This is a genomic window from Thalassospira marina (genome assembly GCF_002844375.1).
Classification (GTDB): Bacteria; Pseudomonadota; Alphaproteobacteria; order Rhodospirillales; family Thalassospiraceae; genus Thalassospira; species Thalassospira marina.
In genome coordinates, this window is sequence record NZ_CP024199.1 from 1,006,296 (window position 1) to 1,023,825 (window position 17,530).

Annotated in this window: 15 protein-coding genes; 9 read left to right on the forward strand and 6 right to left on the reverse strand. The window is 57.9% G+C overall.

Going from position 1 to position 17,530, the window contains the following annotated elements; translation table 11 throughout:
- The first annotated feature begins 20 nt into the window (after positions 1-20).
- The 3 genes from CSC3H3_RS04475 to CSC3H3_RS04485 all read left to right on the forward strand — a co-directional run bounded on the left by CSC3H3_RS04475 (position 21) and on the right by CSC3H3_RS04485 (position 4,731).
- The gene (locus tag CSC3H3_RS04475) at positions 21-1,784 is read left to right on the forward strand and encodes a WecB/TagA/CpsF family glycosyltransferase (protein WP_101283977.1); all 1,764 of its coding nucleotides are present in this window, start codon (positions 21-23) and stop codon (positions 1,782-1,784) included.
- A gap of 92 nt (positions 1,785-1,876) precedes the next feature.
- On the forward strand, positions 1,877-4,246 hold the full coding sequence (locus CSC3H3_RS04480; protein ID WP_157831826.1) for a GumC family protein: 2,370 nt from the start codon (positions 1,877-1,879) through the stop codon (positions 4,244-4,246).
- Positions 4,246-4,731, forward strand: a complete 486-nt coding sequence (locus CSC3H3_RS04485) for a hypothetical protein (RefSeq protein ID WP_101283981.1) — start codon at positions 4,246-4,248, stop codon at positions 4,729-4,731. The genes CSC3H3_RS04480 and CSC3H3_RS04485 overlap by 1 nt, the downstream gene beginning before the upstream one ends.
- On the opposite strand, the gene CSC3H3_RS04490 is transcribed toward CSC3H3_RS04485, so the two are convergent.
- The gene (locus CSC3H3_RS04490; protein ID WP_101283983.1) at positions 4,706-6,031 is read right to left on the reverse strand and encodes an O-antigen ligase family protein; all 1,326 of its coding nucleotides are present in this window, start codon (positions 6,029-6,031) and stop codon (positions 4,706-4,708) included. The two genes, CSC3H3_RS04485 and CSC3H3_RS04490, sit on opposite strands and share 26 nt — an antisense overlap.
- Before the next feature lie 268 nt (positions 6,032-6,299).
- Here CSC3H3_RS04490 and CSC3H3_RS04495 point away from each other — a divergent pair, with 268 nt between their 5' ends.
- The 6 genes from CSC3H3_RS04495 (at position 6,300) to CSC3H3_RS04515 (ending at position 12,921) form a co-directional block, all read left to right on the forward strand.
- Positions 6,300-7,364, forward strand: coding sequence for an O-antigen ligase domain-containing protein (locus CSC3H3_RS04495; RefSeq protein ID WP_157831827.1), 1,065 nt, complete (start codon positions 6,300-6,302; stop codon positions 7,362-7,364).
- Positions 7,357-8,577 (forward strand): prenyltransferase/squalene oxidase repeat-containing protein, encoded by a 1,221-nt coding sequence (locus CSC3H3_RS04500; RefSeq protein WP_245881267.1) that lies wholly within the window; start codon positions 7,357-7,359, stop codon positions 8,575-8,577. Before CSC3H3_RS04495 ends, CSC3H3_RS04500 begins: the two co-directional genes overlap by 8 nt.
- Positions 8,577-8,816, forward strand: coding sequence for a hypothetical protein (locus tag CSC3H3_RS24965; RefSeq protein WP_245881268.1), 240 nt, complete (start codon positions 8,577-8,579; stop codon positions 8,814-8,816). Before CSC3H3_RS04500 ends, CSC3H3_RS24965 begins: the two co-directional genes overlap by 1 nt.
- A gap of 96 nt (positions 8,817-8,912) precedes the next feature.
- Entirely contained in the window at positions 8,913-11,432 is a 2,520-nt protein-coding gene (hrpB, locus tag CSC3H3_RS04505) for an ATP-dependent helicase HrpB (protein ID WP_101283987.1), read from the forward strand.
- A gap of 166 nt (positions 11,433-11,598) precedes the next feature.
- Positions 11,599-12,282 (forward strand): VIT1/CCC1 transporter family protein, encoded by a 684-nt coding sequence (locus tag CSC3H3_RS04510; RefSeq protein ID WP_425444972.1) that lies wholly within the window; start codon positions 11,599-11,601, stop codon positions 12,280-12,282.
- Between the two features lie 189 nt (positions 12,283-12,471).
- Positions 12,472-12,921, forward strand: coding sequence for a VOC family protein (locus CSC3H3_RS04515; RefSeq protein WP_101283991.1), 450 nt, complete (start codon positions 12,472-12,474; stop codon positions 12,919-12,921).
- A gap of 62 nt (positions 12,922-12,983) precedes the next feature.
- On the opposite strand, the gene greB is transcribed toward CSC3H3_RS04515, so the two are convergent.
- The 5 genes from greB to CSC3H3_RS04540 all read right to left on the reverse strand — a co-directional run bounded on the left by greB (position 12,984) and on the right by CSC3H3_RS04540 (position 17,458).
- Complete coding sequence (gene greB / locus CSC3H3_RS04520) at positions 12,984-13,460, reverse strand: transcription elongation factor GreB (RefSeq protein WP_101283993.1); 477 nt, start codon at positions 13,458-13,460, stop codon at positions 12,984-12,986.
- Positions 13,461-13,590: 130 nt separating this feature from the next.
- On the reverse strand, positions 13,591-14,835 hold the full coding sequence (locus CSC3H3_RS04525; RefSeq protein ID WP_101263984.1) for an MFS transporter: 1,245 nt from the start codon (positions 14,833-14,835) through the stop codon (positions 13,591-13,593).
- Between the two features lie 90 nt (positions 14,836-14,925).
- The gene (locus CSC3H3_RS04530; RefSeq protein ID WP_101283995.1) at positions 14,926-15,867 is read right to left on the reverse strand and encodes a LysR family transcriptional regulator; all 942 of its coding nucleotides are present in this window, start codon (positions 15,865-15,867) and stop codon (positions 14,926-14,928) included.
- 157 nt (positions 15,868-16,024) lie between these two features.
- Positions 16,025-17,185, reverse strand: coding sequence for a DUF3095 domain-containing protein (locus tag CSC3H3_RS04535; RefSeq protein WP_101283997.1), 1,161 nt, complete (start codon positions 17,183-17,185; stop codon positions 16,025-16,027).
- 54 nt (positions 17,186-17,239) lie between these two features.
- Positions 17,240-17,458: a SlyX family protein gene (locus CSC3H3_RS04540; RefSeq protein WP_101286093.1), complete on the reverse strand. Its 219-nt coding sequence runs from the start codon at positions 17,456-17,458 to the stop codon at positions 17,240-17,242.
- Positions 17,459-17,530: the final 72 nt, after the last annotated feature.

Consider the following 17,530-nt stretch of genomic DNA (forward strand, 5'->3'; position numbering starts at 1 on the left):
CTGAACTGGGGGCAGGTTGCTTGGGGGAGAATAAAACCTTTTTTGATTTGCAACTGGACCGGCGAGGACCTGATCAGTTGCGCGATGATATTCTCGCCCGGTTAAAGGGCGGTGTGCGCACATGCCATATCTCGCTAAATGCGATCAAGCTGGTGGCGGCACGCAAAAACCCCGCCTTATGGCACTGCCTGCAAAACTGTGACTGCCTGAGTGCCGATGGCATGGGCATCGTCTGGGCGGCAAAAATACTGGGTTATCAACTTGCCGGGCGTGTCACCGGGATTGATTTGATGATGGCGCTGATGCCGGGGCTGGCACAGCAGGGGGCACCGGTTTTTCTGTTAGGCGCCAAAGCCGATATTGTCGCGCGGACAGCCCGGCATTTAACCCGGAATTATCCCGGGTTGAACATTGCCGGTTATTGCGACGGCTATGGCAAAAGCAATGCCGAAATGGCGGAAATCGCGCGTCAAAGCGGGGCGAAAGTGGTGTTTGTGGCCTTGCCCAGCCCGCGCAAGGAACTGTTCGTAACCCAATATGCCGATGCCTGCCAGGCGTTGCTGCTGGTGGGGGTTGGCGGGGCATTTGATGTAATATCGGGCCAGGTCCGACGAGCACCCGTTACGTGGCAAAAGGCCGGGCTGGAATGGTTTTGGCGGGTCTTGCAGGCCCCGCGCACCATGAGCGGGCGTTACGCCCGCGGGCTGGGCAAATTTGCCATTCTGCTTGCCCGTGAGGTGTTAAAACAGCGCCGCGAAACCGGGCGCACATGCCCACAGGAACGGGCCGCGCAGCCACAATCGTCATTCCCGGCAGTACCCCGGCCCGTGGCACGGTTTCGCCTGATGCGGATCATTACGCTGATTGCCCTTTTGGGCGGTATGCTGGGCGGGATGTTAAGTGCGGGCAGCGCCTTGGGGCAAAACCGTGATGGCGCGTTGCCACAAAAGGCATCGGCGATACCTGTGCCCCCAACACCCCTGAACCCGACGCAGCTTGCAGCCATTCATCGCAATGGTGTGGCGCTGGCAACCGCGCTGGATGCCATTACACCGGCGGAAAAACAGGCGGTTAAAGGTGATGGCGGGGAACTGGCAAAAACCGCAGCGGGCATTGTTGCTGGTTTTTTGGGCGGGCTGGTGCAAATCACCCATCCCGGCCCGTTGCCAGCCATGGATGGGCAAACGCTGACATCGGTATTGGCGGCCTTTTTTGGCCAAAACCAGAAAGCCGAAAACGACGAATGGCAACGGGAAAATACCACAATTGATAGGGCGCAAAGCCCGGCAGGCGACGCATTTGGCGATGGTGAAAATGCCATTGCGGCGGGTGATACGGCTGTTTCGCGGCAGCAAATCGCCATTCGCATTATGTCAACGCTGGAACAAACATTCGCAGGCCTTCTGGTGCAGCAATTTATCCCCGCCACATTGATGGGCGGGTTGCAGGGCTTGCTGGCAAATGCCCTGTTAATTGCGATTTTGCGCTATGGTGATGGCGGCGGGGACCCGGCACGCCTGGCATTTCAATATGCACCGGGTTTGTCTGCTGCGGCCTTTGGCGATACCGGCGACGGGTTTGACCGTTATTCGCCGGTATTGTCCCCGGTTGATACTGTTGTGAATGAAGGTGTTTTTGCCAGGCCCGGCGTGGTGACGCAGGTTTTTGCCGCGCCCGAGGCCGGGGACCACGACATTCCACCACCCTTTGCACCAGAAACGCCCGTTGTGCAAAACCCCAACGGAAATGATGACTGGTGGCCCGATGATGCCAGCCCGCGATAAGGATGGTTTCCATCGTGCCTAACCATGTTTCCCCGTTTTTCCGGTATGCCGGATCATTCCATGGCGATGATGTTGAGATTTGATTGGGTATCATGACGCAGCGTTTTTCCGAAAACCGGGCAGGCGGGCAGCCTGTGACGCTGGCGGATCTGGTGCCGGTCATCTGGCGGCGGCGGGGTGTCGCCCTGCTGGTTCTGGCCCTGTTACTGGCGGTGCTGGGTGTGGTGGTGCCATTATGGCAGCCTGATTATCAGGCGCGTGCGCAAATCGGTTTTCTGCCTGCTGCGCCCGCGCCACTTGCCAGCCGTGAAAACGCCCAGCCAGCGGCAGGCTTTCAGATTTCCGATCTTGATACGGAAATGGCGGTTTTGCGCGGAACGGCGGTGCTATCAGCGGCCCGGTCGGTTTTGCAGGGCGAAGGGGTGGATTTTGACCCCAAACCATCCAGACTGGCCCAATGGTTCGGGGCGGAGCGCGCAGTGCGACCCGCTGCCCCAGCCGGAAGTTTCCCGGCAGAAAGTGTGGAAACAATACGCGAAGCACGCGATATCGCGATTTTGCGCGGGAAAATCAAAACCGCGCAAATCGATAATGCCCGCGTGATTGAAATTTCCCTGTTTGACCCGGACCCGGTTTTGGCCCGCCAGATGCTGGATGCCGTGGTGAACAGTTATGTCTGGAAACGGCAAAATGATTTGCGCCAGAAACTGGCCGACCAATATGCCGAAACCCGGCGCCAGCATGAAGCGGCCCTGACCAACCAACAGCAGCACCAGCAGGCCCTGCTGGACTGGCAGGACGACCATCCCCTTGCCACAGGCACCATCAATGGCGCGGTTGGGCCGGGCCGGGGCGATGATGGAACGGGTCGCAACCTTGAAACCATTCGCCAGCAACGCGAAGCCGCCCGGATCGATTTTGTAACCCTGCAATCGCGCCAGCAGGCCATTGCGGATGCGCAAGGCAATATGGGCGCGCTTTTGCGTCTGCCGGAAATTGCCAATACTGAAAGTGTGCGTGAACTTAATTTACGCTTGGCCGATTTGCGCAGCAAAGCCGCCGATCTGGCCCGGCGCTATGGCGCGCGCCACCCGCTGGTATTGGCAAATGACGCCCAAATTGCCGAGGCATTGGCCGACCTTGATAGTGCCATTACCGCACAGATTGCAGCCGTTAACCGTGATTTTGAAAATGCCCGGACCCGTATTGAAATTTATGACGGGGAATATCGCCGCATCATGGATGAAATGGCAGGCAATAACCGGGACCGTCTGGGGTTTGCACAATTGCAGCGCGCGCTGGACCGTTCCAGCGACGAAGTCGCCCTGCTGGCCGACCGGGCACGATTGATGCAATCCCAACTGGCCGCCCTGCGCCCGGATGTTGAAATTTTGCAATCCCCGGAATTACCCGGAAAACCGGTATTTCCATCGCGCCGGCATATTGCAATGATCGGGGGCTTTTTTGCCATTCTGCTGGCGATGGCCGCCGCCGTTTTGCGCGAATATTTTGACCGTGCCCTGCACCGCGCCAGCGATGCCGAAGCCCTGACCGGCCTGCCGATATTTGCCGTGTTGCCGCATGTGGCATATGGCGATGGTAAAGGCCGGGCGACGGACGAAGAAAACGAAGCTATCGGCCATTTGCAAACCATCATCCGGCTGCGCAGCGAGGCAGGTCAGACCGGTGCGGATGGGGACATGCCGGGGGCCACATCCTCCCAACCCCAACCCCAACCCCAACCCCAACCCCAACCTCATCCCATTTCCAATACGGGTGCCGATGCCGCAACCCCAAAGGATGCAGGCCGCGTCATTTGCGTAACCTCGCCAATGCCCGGCGAGGGTAAAAGCCGCCTTGCACGTATAATTGCCGCCCGTTTCGCCCGCAATGGTCAGCGTGTTTTGCTGCTTGATGGCGATTTGCGAAGGCCAGCCCTGGTGATGGATGGTGCCTTCGCCCGCCAAAGGGCCGTGCGGAAGGGGGCCTCGGTTGAGGGACAGGAGGCAGCGGAAAATATGCCCGATTTGCAACTGGTTCTGCAGGGCGATTGTGCCTTTTCCAATGCGGTATTTCCGGTTCATGCGCCTGAATTGGCAGAAGGCGAAACCGGCACTCACCCGGGATACGATTTTCTGGGGGCGGAAAACCCGGTTTCATCGGCATTGGCCGGGCAATTGATGGCCGAAAAACTGGGCCATGTGATTGCGGTCCTGAAAGCCAAATACGATTTTATCATTCTTGATGCGCCGCCGGTCCTGGCCGTGGCCGATGCGATATGGCTGATGCGCGCAGCAGATGACCGGTTATTGTTGCTTCGGGCGGGTAAAAGCCGCCGGGATGACATTGTCGATGCCTGTAATCGCCTGGCGCAGGCGGGCTGTGCGGCGGATGGCATTGTCTTTAGCGGTGTGTCACGGCGCGGGGCCTATTATGGCAGCCGCAAAAGGCGCAGGGCGTAATGGCAGGGGAACGCCGTTTTTTCCGCCTCAATCTGCGGAACCGGGCAGGCAGGCAGTTGGCGGGCATCGCTGCCATCACGCTTTCCCTGCTGGGGCTGGCAACGGCCCGTTTATGGCAGGATGGCCTTGCTTTTGCTTATGCGCCAGACCAGCAGGAAACCCTAAAGGCGGGCGATGGTATTGTGCCCGCATCTTTGCGCCAGAAAATCAATTACGCCCTGGCAAAGCAGGATTATGCCGCCGCCAGCGCCGCCATGGCCGATTTGCGGGGGCTTTATCCCAATGATGTGCATATTGGTTTGCGCGATCTTGAAATCCGGATCGGGCTATTGCGTGGCCAGCACCAGTTAAATGCCGATAAACGGGCTGATCTGGCCGGTGAAATCCGCCATCTTATGGTCCGTGCAGGCAATGACCAATTGTTGCAGCAACGTGCGCAAACCCTGCTGGCAGAACTGATTATTGCGGGGCATTCGGGGCAATAGCTGTATTTGATGCCTGTTTTTGGCCTGGGGCCAGACAGCCCAGCAAAATAACAAGCGGCATGATAACGGCTGGCAGTGCACCAATGCCATCAAGGCCCGATTGCACCAGAAATGCCACCAAAACGGCCATGAACAGGGCGCGTTTGGCAGGTGTTGTGTCGTGATGGATGCTACGTAAAACCGCAAGGCCCCCCTTAACCAGAAATGCCAGCACCAACAGAAATACCGGCAGGCCCAGCACCAGGACCATATCAAGCCACAGATTATGGCTGCTGACCCAGCGCACTGCATCATTCATGCCCGGCGTGGCGGCATATTGCAGGGCAGGGGCAATGCCCTGTGCGCCATAGCCGGTATAGGGGCGGGCGATAATGGCGTTTAGCGCACTTTGCCAGACATCATCACGTTGCAGCCAGTCCGGCCGGGAAAGCCCGGCAAAACGGGCCAGCAGATCGGGGGTTAGCAGGATAGCAACAATCATGGCCGCAAGGGCAAGAAAGGCCGTGATCAGACGGATGCTAAATGCATGGCCCCCCGCAAGCTCGGCACGCCCGCCCGCGTGCAGGATAAAAACAAATGTTCCCGCCATAAGGGCCAGCATCCCGGCGCGCGAATGGCTGCCAAGGGCGGCGATAAACAGCAAAATTGCCAAAGCCAGCCAGCCGCCATGCGGGTCAATTTTCTCGCGAAAACTGCTACCGGGGCGCTGCCACATGTAAAGGCAGGCGAAAAAGCCGGCTGTTATAAAGGCACAAAAGGCATTGCGGTTGGCAAATGTGCCGGTGAAATCACTGATATGTGCGGTTTTGACAAACCATAAGGTCGATGGGATTGCCGCAACATCAAGGATCATGGCAATTGCCGTCTGCAATGCGGCACTGGCCGCCAATGCCCGGCACAGGGGCGTTATTTCGTTGCCTGCTTCGCTTTGAAGGGCGGATAAAGCCAGCATGGCAGCCAGCCATAACAGATAAAGCACCTGATCGGGAAGCTGTGCCGGGGCAAGGGCAAGGCTGCTGCCACTAAAGGGCGCGATCATGGATTGCGGCCAAACAGGCAGGGCCTGAGCAATCAGCCAAAGGATTGCCAAAATCAGCGCAAGGAAAAAGGGCGAAAGCGCGCTTAAACGCCCTTCCGTTTGCCCTGTGCCCTGCTGTTGCGCCTTAAAAAAGGCAATCGGCAATGCCAGGGCAAGGGGCAGCGCCAATATTGCCAAGGCCCATGGTCGCCCCCCGCCCAGCAGCAGGGGGGCGGCAAAAATTTCAAAAATCAGGGCCCAGCGGGCGCAGGTGGCAATCATGACGGGATTTGACCCAAAAGGATGCAATGCCTAAGTCTTATCGCGCTATACCCTGGAATAAGCCAGACGCCGTGTCATGGTTTTTTGAAAATGAGCATGAATGATTTTCCCTTCCGGCCCTGATCACTCGCCCGAACCCGCCAGATCGCCGGACAAAACCGCCCGCACTGAAAGTGTGCATTCCCGTGCTCCTGCCCCGTTACTGCCTCAAACTCCGCGTTCTTTCGGCCCGCTTTCGCTTTTGGGCTCCCTCTTTGGGATGGGTCTTTTGGGGCTTTCGCTGTGGCTGTTGCCAATGGGCGGGACGCTCAGTAAAGCCATTATCGTTCTGTGGGCGGTTCTGGGTATTTTGCCGCTACTGGGCCAGCGTGGTTTTGCTGTGGATGGGATATTGGCGTTTCTGCTGTGGCTGGCTTTGCTGTTCTGGGTGCTGGTGGTGGGGCATTTGGGAACGGCCGCCTGGCGGCTGGCAGGCAATCTGGCAATTTTGCCACTGGGGCTGATGCTGGGCAGGATGCAGGGGCGGGCGGTCCTGGCACCCATCATGGTGCCGGTTCTGGTTTACGTGCTGGTCGATAGTGAATTTCAACTGACCAGCGAGGGTTGGCGCCTGAACAACCCGTTTTTGTTTTTATCCCTGTTCGTGCTGGCAATGGTGGCCTGGCAAAATGTGCGTAAGCCACAACCAAATGCTCCATTGTATCCGCGTTCCGCCCAGCCGGTGATGAATGCTGTATTGCCCGTTCTGATCGCCGGTATTGGCATGGCCGGGGTTGTCGCCAGTCAGACGCGTATTGCCATTCTGGCGATGGGGTTGGTGGCAATAACGCGCATTCCGGCTACCCGCGCATGGGTTTGGCTTATCGGGCTACCGCTGGCCGGGGGCAGCCTCTGGCTGATCGCGGATTATCTGCCGCGCATCCTGTTTACCCATGCCAGCGGCAGGCTGGCCTATTGGCAGATGTTCTGGCAGCAATGGCAGGACGGCAGCAACAGCGAACAGTGGTTTGGCTTTGGCGTGGGGGCGATTGAAGCGCAGCTTTTAAAAATGCAATCCGCCGTATCCTTCGGGGCCTTGCATAATGACCATTTTCATATGCTTTATGAAACCGGCCTGATCGGGGCCGGGTTATGGATGGCAGGATGGGGGATAATGGTCTGGCTGGTTCGGCATTCGGCGCTGGCGGTGGGCATATTGCTGGCGGTGATGGTAACGATGGTAACGGATAACACCCTGTCTTACGGGCATTATCTGCTGGCAAGTGGCGTTGCCGCCGGTGTGGCCTGGCATCGGCGGATGGTGGAAAATACCCCGGCGGTGGATGATGTTTGACCCGGTCCCTTCCACCCCCATATTAACCCCGGCGGAACGGGAAGCGTTGCGCGATATCCTTAACCGCGTATGGCAGCATATGGCCCGTCATGATTATGCCGGGGCGGACCCGTTTGACGGGCTGGAAAGCCGGCTTTTTACGCTAAGCCCCCTTACCTCATCGCGCCTCGCCCGGCTGGCCTGGTTACAGGCGATGAAACATGCCCCGCATATATTGCGCAATTGCGCTTTTATTCCTGCCCGGCAAAATCCCAAAACACTGGCCCTGTTGCTTGGTGCCGGGGCGGGGGTGCCTGTTTGTGACTGGCAATCAGACCCTGCCGGGATTGATGGCAAGGTATTGGCGCAGGATTTAACCCGGCAGGTGTTGGCACTGCAAAATGACGATGGCGGCTGGGGATATCCCTTTGCCTGGCAGGCACGCGCCTTTTATGCCGGGCGTGGGCAATCCAATGCCATTGTTACCTGTTTTGTTATTGATGGCCTGTTGCGTGGCGGCAAATTGCCATCCCATCACCCGGCCTTACAGGCAGGTGCAACATTTTTAAAACGCGATCTTTGGCGGGAGCAAGGGCAGGAACAGGAACAGGAACAGGGCGCGGCGGCTGATACGGGCTTTTTTGCCTATATCGCGCAAAGTGCTGCGGAAATTCATAATGTCAGCCTATGGTGCGCCTGGATTTTGCAGCAATTGCAGCCAGGTAATGACGTAACTGCCCCCGCCTTGCAGCGCGTAATCAACCAGCAACAGCCAGATGGCAGTTGGGCCTATGGCCTGCGCCCGCATCACCGGTTTGTTGATGGTTTTCATACCGGCTATATCCTTGATTTGCTGCATCGCTTTCATGGTTCAGGCAACTGCCCGGTTGATGTAACAGCGGCGATGGATCGGGGCTGGCAATTTTACCGGCGATCCTGCTTTGATGATGATGGCATCCCGCGCAGTTTTGCAGGCAAAGGCGGCTATCTTGACAGCCATGCGGTGGCACAGGCCATGGCGACGCTGCATCGTTTTGGCGATGGGGCGGGGGCGGCTCGCGTTGCGCGCTTTGCCATCAACCGGCTTTTTGATGAAAAGCGCGGTGTTTTTTATGCCGGCATTGGCCTATGGCGGCGGGACAAACGGGTTTTCATGCGCTGGACGCAGGCATGGATGGTGTGGGCCTTCTCGATTATGCTGGCGGCGGACACGGATAATAGCGGCAGGGTGTGATGGTGGATTTCGATGTGCTGAGTTTTGATCATCCCGCCTCGGATCGGGCACAAAAGGAAGCCTTCTTGCGCGATTTATCGCAGCAGGATTTTATCGCACTTTATCAAACTACCCGCACTGCCGCCCGTAATGCCCGGCAAAGCAGCGATATGGAACGGCTTTATGGGCTGACACGCGGGCTTAAGACCCTGCAACGCATCAGTGGTGAACGTGGCTTTTCGCTTGATGCACGATCCTGACCATACCCAGGACCTAATCTGTCCGGGGGCTTGTCATGTGGCGTGGAATAGCCAATAACTCGCACAGCCTGATTTACCGGTATGTTACGGGGTTTTATGCGTTCCGATTTTCCCAGTTTGCCGATCAATGCCGTTCTGGCCGATGTAAAAGCCGCACTTGATGGCGGCACCAACGCGGTTTTGCAGGCCCCGCCCGGTGCGGGTAAAACAACGATGGTGCCCCTGGCCCTGCTGGGTGAAAACTGGCTGGCAGGCCGTAAAATCGTGATGCTCGAACCCCGCCGCCTGGCGGCACGCGCCAGTGCCCGGCGCATGGCGCAATTGCTGGGCGAAAAGGTGGGCGAAACCGTGGGCTATCGCGTGCGGTTTGAAAACCGCGTCTCCGCCCAAACCCGGATCGAGGTGGTGACAGAAGGTATTCTGGTCCGCCAGATTCAGGATGACCCCGAATTAACCGGCATTGCCGCCCTGATATTTGACGAATTTCACGAACGATCACTTGATGCCGATCTGGGGCTGGCCCTGGCACTGGAAAGTCAGGCGGCCTTGCGCGATGATTTGCGCCTTCTGGTCATGTCGGCAACGCTGGATGGCGAACCAATCGCCGGGCTGATGGGCAATTGCCCGGTCATTACCAGCGAAGGCCGCGCCTATCCGGTTGAAACCACCTATATGCCCCCCAAACCGCAGGAACGGATTGAACCGGCAATGGTGGCCGCCATTCGCGATGCGCTGGCAAACCAGAAGGGCTCAATCCTGGCCTTTTTGCCGGGGCAGGGCGAAATTACGCGGGTCGAGGGGCTGTTAAAATCGGCCTTATCGGCAGAGGACCGCGTCATTATCGCCCCGCTTTATGGCGCGATGGATGCCAAGGCCCAGGATCTTGCCATTCAACCCGCCCCCGATGGTTTTCGCAAGGTGGTGCTGGCCACCGCGATTGCCGAAACCAGCCTGACGATTGATGGCATTCGCGTGGTGGTGGATTGCGGGTTGCAACGCCTGCCAAGGTTTGACCCGGCATCGGGCATGACGCGGCTGGTAACGGTAAAATCATCCCAGGCCAGCGCCGAACAGCGGCGTGGTCGCGCCGGGCGATTGGAACCGGGGATTTGTTACCGCCTGTGGGGCGAGGCCGAACATCGCGCCCGCCCGCAATTTAGTGCGCCCGAAATTGCCGAGGCCGATTTGGCCCCGCTAACCCTGGAACTGGCGCGCTGGGGTGTTGCCGATGTAACCAGCCTGCCCTGGCTTGATGTGCCCGATGCAGCCAAAATTGATCAGGCCCGTGATGTGTTGCGCCGGTTGGAGGCATTGGATGATGCCGGGCGCATCACGGCGATGGGGCAGGCGATGGCAAGCCTGCCGGTGCATCCGCGTTTGGCACATATGATGGTGCGCGGGCAGGAATTGGGGCTGGCCGATGCGGCCTGTGCGCTGGCAGCCCTGTTGTCGGACCGGGATTTTATGCGCAATGCCGGGGCGGATCTGCGCCAGCGGTTGGAGGCAATGGAGCGTGGTCGCGCACCGGGCATGATGATGGAGGCCAAACGCCAGCTTTCCCGCCGTTTGGCACAAGCAGCAAAGGAACTGGCCTTTGGTGGCGGGCGCGGCAATGGGGACCAGCCCAAACAGCCCGATTTTGCCGATCAGGCCGGGTTGCTGGTTGCCTTTGCCTACCCGGACCGCATTGGCGAACGTCGGCGCGGGGGCGAGGCCCGCTATCGCCTGTCAGGCGGGCGCGGCGGTGTTTTACCGCGTGAAGACCGGCTGGCAAATGAACAATGGCTTGCCGTGGCAGAGCTTGACGGCCAATCGCGCGAGGCAAAAATTTATCTGGCAGCCCCCCTGTCGCAGGCCACGCTGGAAGAATTTTTTGCCAGCCAGATCACCACCGGGACCGAGGTTTTCTGGGACACCCAGAACGATATGGTGGTGGCCCGGTTCCAAAGGCGAATTGGGGCCCTGGTACTGGAAGAAAAACCGGTCCATGACGCCGTCGCGCCCGACAAACTGGCCCAGGCGATGACGGACGGTATTCGCAAAATGGGCCTGTCCTGCCTGCCCTGGGACAAGGAAAGCGAACATCTGCGCGCCCGCCTTGCCTTCTTGCACGGCCAGGAGCCGGAAACCTGGCCGGATATGAGCGATGCCGGGTTGCTGGACCACCTTGAAGACTGGCTGATGCCCTATCTTTCCGGCATTGTGCGCAAAACCCAGTTGCGGCAGGTAAATTTAAGCGAAGCACTGGTTTCCACCATCGACTGGAACCAGCAACAGCAAATTGCCAAACTGGCCCCCAGCCATTGGACCGTACCGACCGGGTCCCACATCCGTATTGATTACCGGCCCGAAGGCCCTGCCTTGCCGGTGCGCCTGCAGGAAATGTTTGGCGCAACCGAAACGCCGAAAATCGCCAACGGTAAAGTGGCTGTCACATTGCATTTGCTTTCCCCCGCTCAACGCCCGTTGCAGGTAACATCCGATCTGGTCGGGTTCTGGCAAGGGTCCTATGCGCAGGTAAAGGCGGAAATGAAAGGGCGTTACCCCAAACATTACTGGCCCGACGACCCCTTGCAGGCCGAACCAACAAGGCGGGTGAAACGGCCCAATCATTAACCCGGTTTGAGATTGCGCAGATGCAAGGTTTCGGTGATGGCGTAATTTGCGGTGGGGCATTGCATATGCCTGCCCGCCGGGCACTGTGATGTGGTGCTGATACAAATTTGATTTCAAGCTGATACATATTTGAATAACAAATGGTGCAAAAAGCATGAAGCAGCGCGTGAAAGAAAAACATCTGGTCGAGCGGGTGGGCTGGTTACGCGCGGCAATCATGGGGGCCAATGATGGCATCGTTTCAATCGCCAGTCTGGTGGTGGGGGTTGCGGCCGCCAACCCTGCGCGGGGCGATGTGCTGCTGGCGGGTATTGCCGGGTTGATGGCCGGTGCCATGTCGATGGCAGCGGGGGAATATGTATCGGTCAGTTCGCAGGCCGATACCGAAAAGGCCGATCTGGCCCGTGAACGCCATGAACACGAAATTGACCCGGAAGGTGAGCTGATCGAACTTGCGGGCATTTATCAAAGCCGGGGCCTTGAAGCGAAACTTGCCATGGATGTTGCCCGGCAGATGATGGCAAAGGACGGCATTGCTGCCCATGCCCGCGATGAACTGGGCTTGTCGCCCGTCAATATCGCACAGCCCCTGCAGGCGGCGGCGACTTCGGCACTGATGTTTGCATTGGGGGCGGCGTTGCCGCTGTTGGCCGTTTTATGGGCGCCGGTAAATGCCATGATCCCGGCTGTTGGGGCGGCTGCATTGCTGGCACTGGCGATTTTGGGGGGCTTTGGTGCCCATATTGGCGGGGCGCCCAAGGTACGCGCCATCACCCGCGTGGTGTTTTGGGGTGTTGTGGCGATGGTGGCCACTGCCCTGATTGGCCGGCTGGTGGGGGCGGTTGTTTAAACCTGCTTTCCGGCGCAAAAGGATTTGCCGTGTGATGGTGATCGCCGGGCATGATAAGTCATTATCATGCTTGATCTGGGGCGGATGTTGGTTGCCCGGAAATGGCAAGAGAATGCGAACCGCCATGGTTTTGCCCGCTATTTTCTGGCAGCATAAAAGTTGTGTTTCACAAACCCGTCAGGCGAATACATGCCCCTTGCCGCGACCCCGTTATTAAGCGTTGCCAGTTTAAAACAAAGCATCGCCTTTTATCGCTGCCTTGGTTTCAGGGTGGTGGCACAAACCGTCGATGAAACCAGCGAAGAGCCGGTTTGGGCGATGCTGGAAAGTGCCAGCGAAAAGACAGGGAATAATGATGGCAACGCACAGCCAGAAACGCCTGAACCCGTTCGCCTGATGCTGGCCGCCCATGGGGGCGTATCGCACGAAGAACGCAAAATGCGCCCGTCTTTTAGTGGCATGGTGTGGTTTCTGGAATGCGATGATTTGCGCACCCTTTATGATGCGCTGGCCGGGCAGGGATATGGACCAGAGCCGATAATGGCGATTGATGACGCCAAAGGGCAGTTTTTCGTACGCGACCCGGATGGTTATGAAATTGCGATAAACGGCCAAGATAGCCGGGATTGGGCGGATTAGGCATTCCAGTCCTGCCCCGTCTCACCTCAGCCCGCTTAATGACATGGCAGCTTTAAAACCGGTTACGGATAGCGGATTGCCAGAACTTCCAGCTCATCCTCGCCCGCCGGGGTCTTAAGCGTAACAACGTCTCCGACCTGGCATTTCATCAGCCCGCGTGCGACCGGTGATACCCAGCTTATTTTGCCCTTCAGGCTTTCGGCTTCGTCCTCGCCAACGATGCGAATGGTTTTTTCTTCATCCCGCGCATTTACATAGGTGACTTCGGCACCAAAAAAGATACGGGAATGATCGGGCTGGTCTTCGGATCGGACAACAACGGCATCCTCGATGCGTTTGCGCAAATAGCGCACCCGGCGGTCAATTTCACGCAGGCGTTTTTTGCCGTAAATGTAATCGCCATTTTCACTGCGATCACCATTGCCAGCCGCCCATGACACAACAGCAACGGTTTCGGGCCGTTCCTTTTTCCAAAGGTGGTCCAGTTCGTTGCGCAGGGCATCAAGGCCTTCGGGGGTGATATATATCGGTTTGTCCATGCCCGGGTTTTTATCGCAAAGATCGGAAAACGAAAAGAGGGTTCAGATACGTAAACGGACGGCGTTTGGGGTAAACGCCGTCCGGTGAAAAAGGTTCTGTTGGGCAGGGCTTTAAAGTTTCAGGTTGGCATTATGCCTTGCTGGTTGCGCCATGTTCGCTGCGAAGGGCAGTGTCGTTGATGGGCAGGTGTACAAGGGCTGCGAAAATGCCAAGGGCGATGGACATGATCCAGACGGCATCGAAACTGCCGGTCATGTCATAAAGCAGGCCGCCAAGCCAGGCGCCGAAAAACGCCCCGATCTGATGGCTGAGCATCACCAGGCCAAACAGGGTTGCCATATAGCGCGGGCCGAAAACCTGGGCGACGATGCCGCTGGTAAGCGGTACGGTCGAAAGCCAGAGTGCACCCATCAGGGCCGAGAACAGCCAGATGGTTTCGGCGGTTTTGGGCGAGATCAGGAAAATGAAGATCACCAGCGCGCGGGTGCCGTAAATCAGCGACAGTCCCCATTTTTTGCGCCAGCGCCCGCCAAACCAGCCCGCCGCCAGCGTACCGACAATGTTAAACAGGCCAATAATGGCAAGCCCGCTGGACGCAACCGATGCCGGAAGCCCGCAAAGCTGGGTAAAGGTTGGCAGGTGGGTGGCGATAACCGCGATATGAAAGCCACACACAAAGAAACCGGCATTCAAAAGCAGGAAACCACGATGTTTGCGCGCCTCGTGAAAGGCATCAATCAGGCTGGTCGGGCCAAGGTCAACCGCCGCGGTTGCACCACCAGCACTGTGGTCGGCACGGCCGGTCAGGGCGAAGGCAGCGGGCATAATGATCAGGCTGATCAGGGCGATCATGGCAAGCGCGCCAACATATCCCAGCCCGGAATTCAGGGCCTGGGTTGTAGGGGCCATCACAAACTGGCCCAGCGACCCACCCGCACTGGCAAGGCCAAGAACAAAGCTGCGGCGATGGGGCGGGAAAACCCGGCTGATGGCGGCAAGCACCACGGCAAAGCTTGAGGCCCCAACACCAATACCAATCATAAGGCCCGCCGTTGCATAAAGGGCAGCGGGCGAGGATGACTGACCCATCAGATACAGGCCCAGGGCATAAAAAACCGTGCCGCCAATGAGGGTGCGGGTGGTGCCGAAACGATCGGCCAGGGCACCCGCGATGGGCGCGGAAATCCCCCACAGCAGGTTTTGAATGGCAAAGGCAAGGCCAAATACAGAGGCGCTCCAGCCGGTTGCGGTTAGCATGTCGGGAATAAAAAGCCCAAGGGCAGGACGAATGCCCAGATTGACCGCCAGAACCAGCCCGCCGCTAAGCAGGACCAGCCAGGGGAACCATTTGGCTGTTTTGATGGAAGGGGACATGGTGCCTCGTTTATTGGAATGATTTGGATATGTCGGGCACTATGCCAAGCAAATTTTCATGCGTCCAATTCATTGGGTTCATGTGGTCGATTACTTTTGTGCATCATTTATGATGGCCGGTTTGCCGGTGGCCGAACAGGCAACGATATTGGCAAAGCAATCAAGCACGGTATGGATATCGGGGCTGGTGACCCGGCGCACCATCACCACCTTCATCGGCCAGCTTGCATCGGCAATATCCAGAAGGGCAAGGTCCGGGGCGGAACGGCTGAGCTTGCAATAGCGTTCCGCCGTGATGCCATAACCAACTCCGGCCGCGACCATTTCAATTTGCAAATCAAGGGCGGAAACTTCGAGGATGGAATGAAAGGCAACGCCCTGGCGCTGTGCCAGCAAATTGCCCATGGCGCGAAAGGAACAGCCTTCGGGCAGCAGCACGATGGGGCGCTGGGCCAGTTCGGCAATGCTTTGGGGCGGGTTCGGGTCGTTGGCGGGGCCAATCGGAATGATCCTGTCATCAAACAGGGCATCAACCTGAATGGATTTGGGGAAATCGGTGCTGGCAACGCCGCCAATGCCGGTTTGCGGGTCGTCTAGCGATAATAATGCATCAATTTCGCCCCGACGCAAAAGCGGCAGCATTTCGCTGGCCCAACCCGATCGCAGGCTAAGCTGGCTTTTGGGGAAGCCGACATGAAGCTGGCGGATGGTTTCGGCCGTAACCAGGGGCGCAACCCCGTGTGAGACGCCAATTTTAACCGGGCCTTGGGGCGATGTGCCGGTTTTGACGATTTCGGTAAAACCGGCAAGACGGCGCAACAGGTCGCGGGCCTCGGCCAGGGCGCGCTGCCCGGCGGGGGTCGGGCGCAATGGTTTCACGGTGCGGTCAAAAAGGGCGCAGCCAGTGCGGGTTTCAAGGCGCTGGACACGGCGGGTAACAGCGGGTTGGGTTAGCCCCAGGCGGCTGGCCGCCCCGTGAAAGGACTGTTCCTCGGCAACGGCGATCAGGGTTTGTAATTCGCGGGTATCCATTACCTACTCCGTTTATCCGTAAAACCGGCAGTCATGGGCAATGATGCAGCAAACTGATCGGTGTTCGCAATATGATTAAATTTGGTAATGGGTTGTTGGTGTGGCGTTAATGCAAGTACCTGATCAAAGGCAAAAAGCCTTAGGAATACGCGCTGCGTTATGCCGTATCGCCCTGCGCCTTGCGCTTGGCTTTGTAGGCGGCGGCTGCGGCGGTATAGCCCCCTTCGCCGCCATCCAGAAAATGGAAATGCGCGTCATGCACGGCCGAGGGGACAATGCAGGTCATGATCGCGGTTTTTTGCTGATGCAGGCCAAATTGGATATGACCGCTGGCTTCGTTTCGCGTCAGGATTTCGCGCAATTGTACCAGTTGCGCTGCGCTGCAACTGACCGTCATGAAAAGGGCGTCGCCGAATTTGCGATAATCGGTGTTTAGCGCGGTATAGCGGCGATAATGCGCCGGATCAAAGGTGCCCAGTTTCCAGCCGGTTTTATCAAGCACAAAGGCAAGGGCCGCCGTCAGAAACACCTTGGCGCGTGCCCCGAAAAGCGAGCCATCCTTGGGCCGGTTCGCGCGGGCTTCAAGGTTCAGTCCTTCGGGGGGAAAGCGAAAAAGCGGGCCGTTTTCGCCCACGGGATGGGCATGGCGCGGATCTTCATCAAGCAGAAACAGGATATCGCGGACTGCGGCATCAAATGCATCGCGATCTTCCATCGGCAGAACGATCAGCGAAACGATCGAGCCATTTTCAGAAGCCGCAATGGGTGACCAGCGGCAGGACAGCCCGGTAAGGTCCGGCTGGGTGCCGGGCGGGGCGGAATCAACATGGTGGTCATTGTGGGTTTTCATCTGGTTTTCGGCCCACTGAATGCCGCGCCCATTAAACATGGCATAGCTGACGGCATCGGAAACGGCATAGCGCGCCACACGAACATCGCGCCCGGCAGCGCGGATTTCAGCCATTTCAAACAGGGCGACACGCAATTCAAGCCCCAGATTTTCGCGGGTCCAGCGCCGGGTGGCCGCCATGGCAACGCGAATTTCATCCATCTGTTCGGGCGCGCAGGCAAAGCTGGCCCCATCGCCACCAAACATGAACGGATAGGCCGAATGCCCCAAAACATTGCTGACCGCTGCAATGACCGCAGCCCCCGCCATATTGACTTCCTTATAGCGCCCCTGTGCAATCGCCTCGGTCGAGGCGACGATATCGGCAATCCCAACATACCAGTTATCGGGCAGGGGGTGATAACTGCCGGGATCAAGGATATTGGCAAAGTCGCTAAAGGTCGGAATGGCAAGATATGAATTGGGCACGGCTTTCTCGTATCAGCGAAAAACAGGGGCATTCAGTGCCCGCTTTGCCCCTGATCAATAATGGGGCGGCGGCACGTCATCTTCGGGGGCGGTCGTTATGAATGAATTCATGCGTTTTATATCTTCACTAAGCAGATGATTACGCCGTTCAAGAATATCAATCCGGTCCCACTGCTGTTTGATCATCATCGACATGTCATTCATCGCGATATCAAAGTGCGACAGGCGGGTTTCAAGTTCAATGATGCGGGCTTCGAGATCTGAATCTGACATGGCGGGTATTTTATCATCCTGCAGGGTGAAACGGGGTGTTGGCCGGTGGTTTAACATGCCTGCCAACAGGGT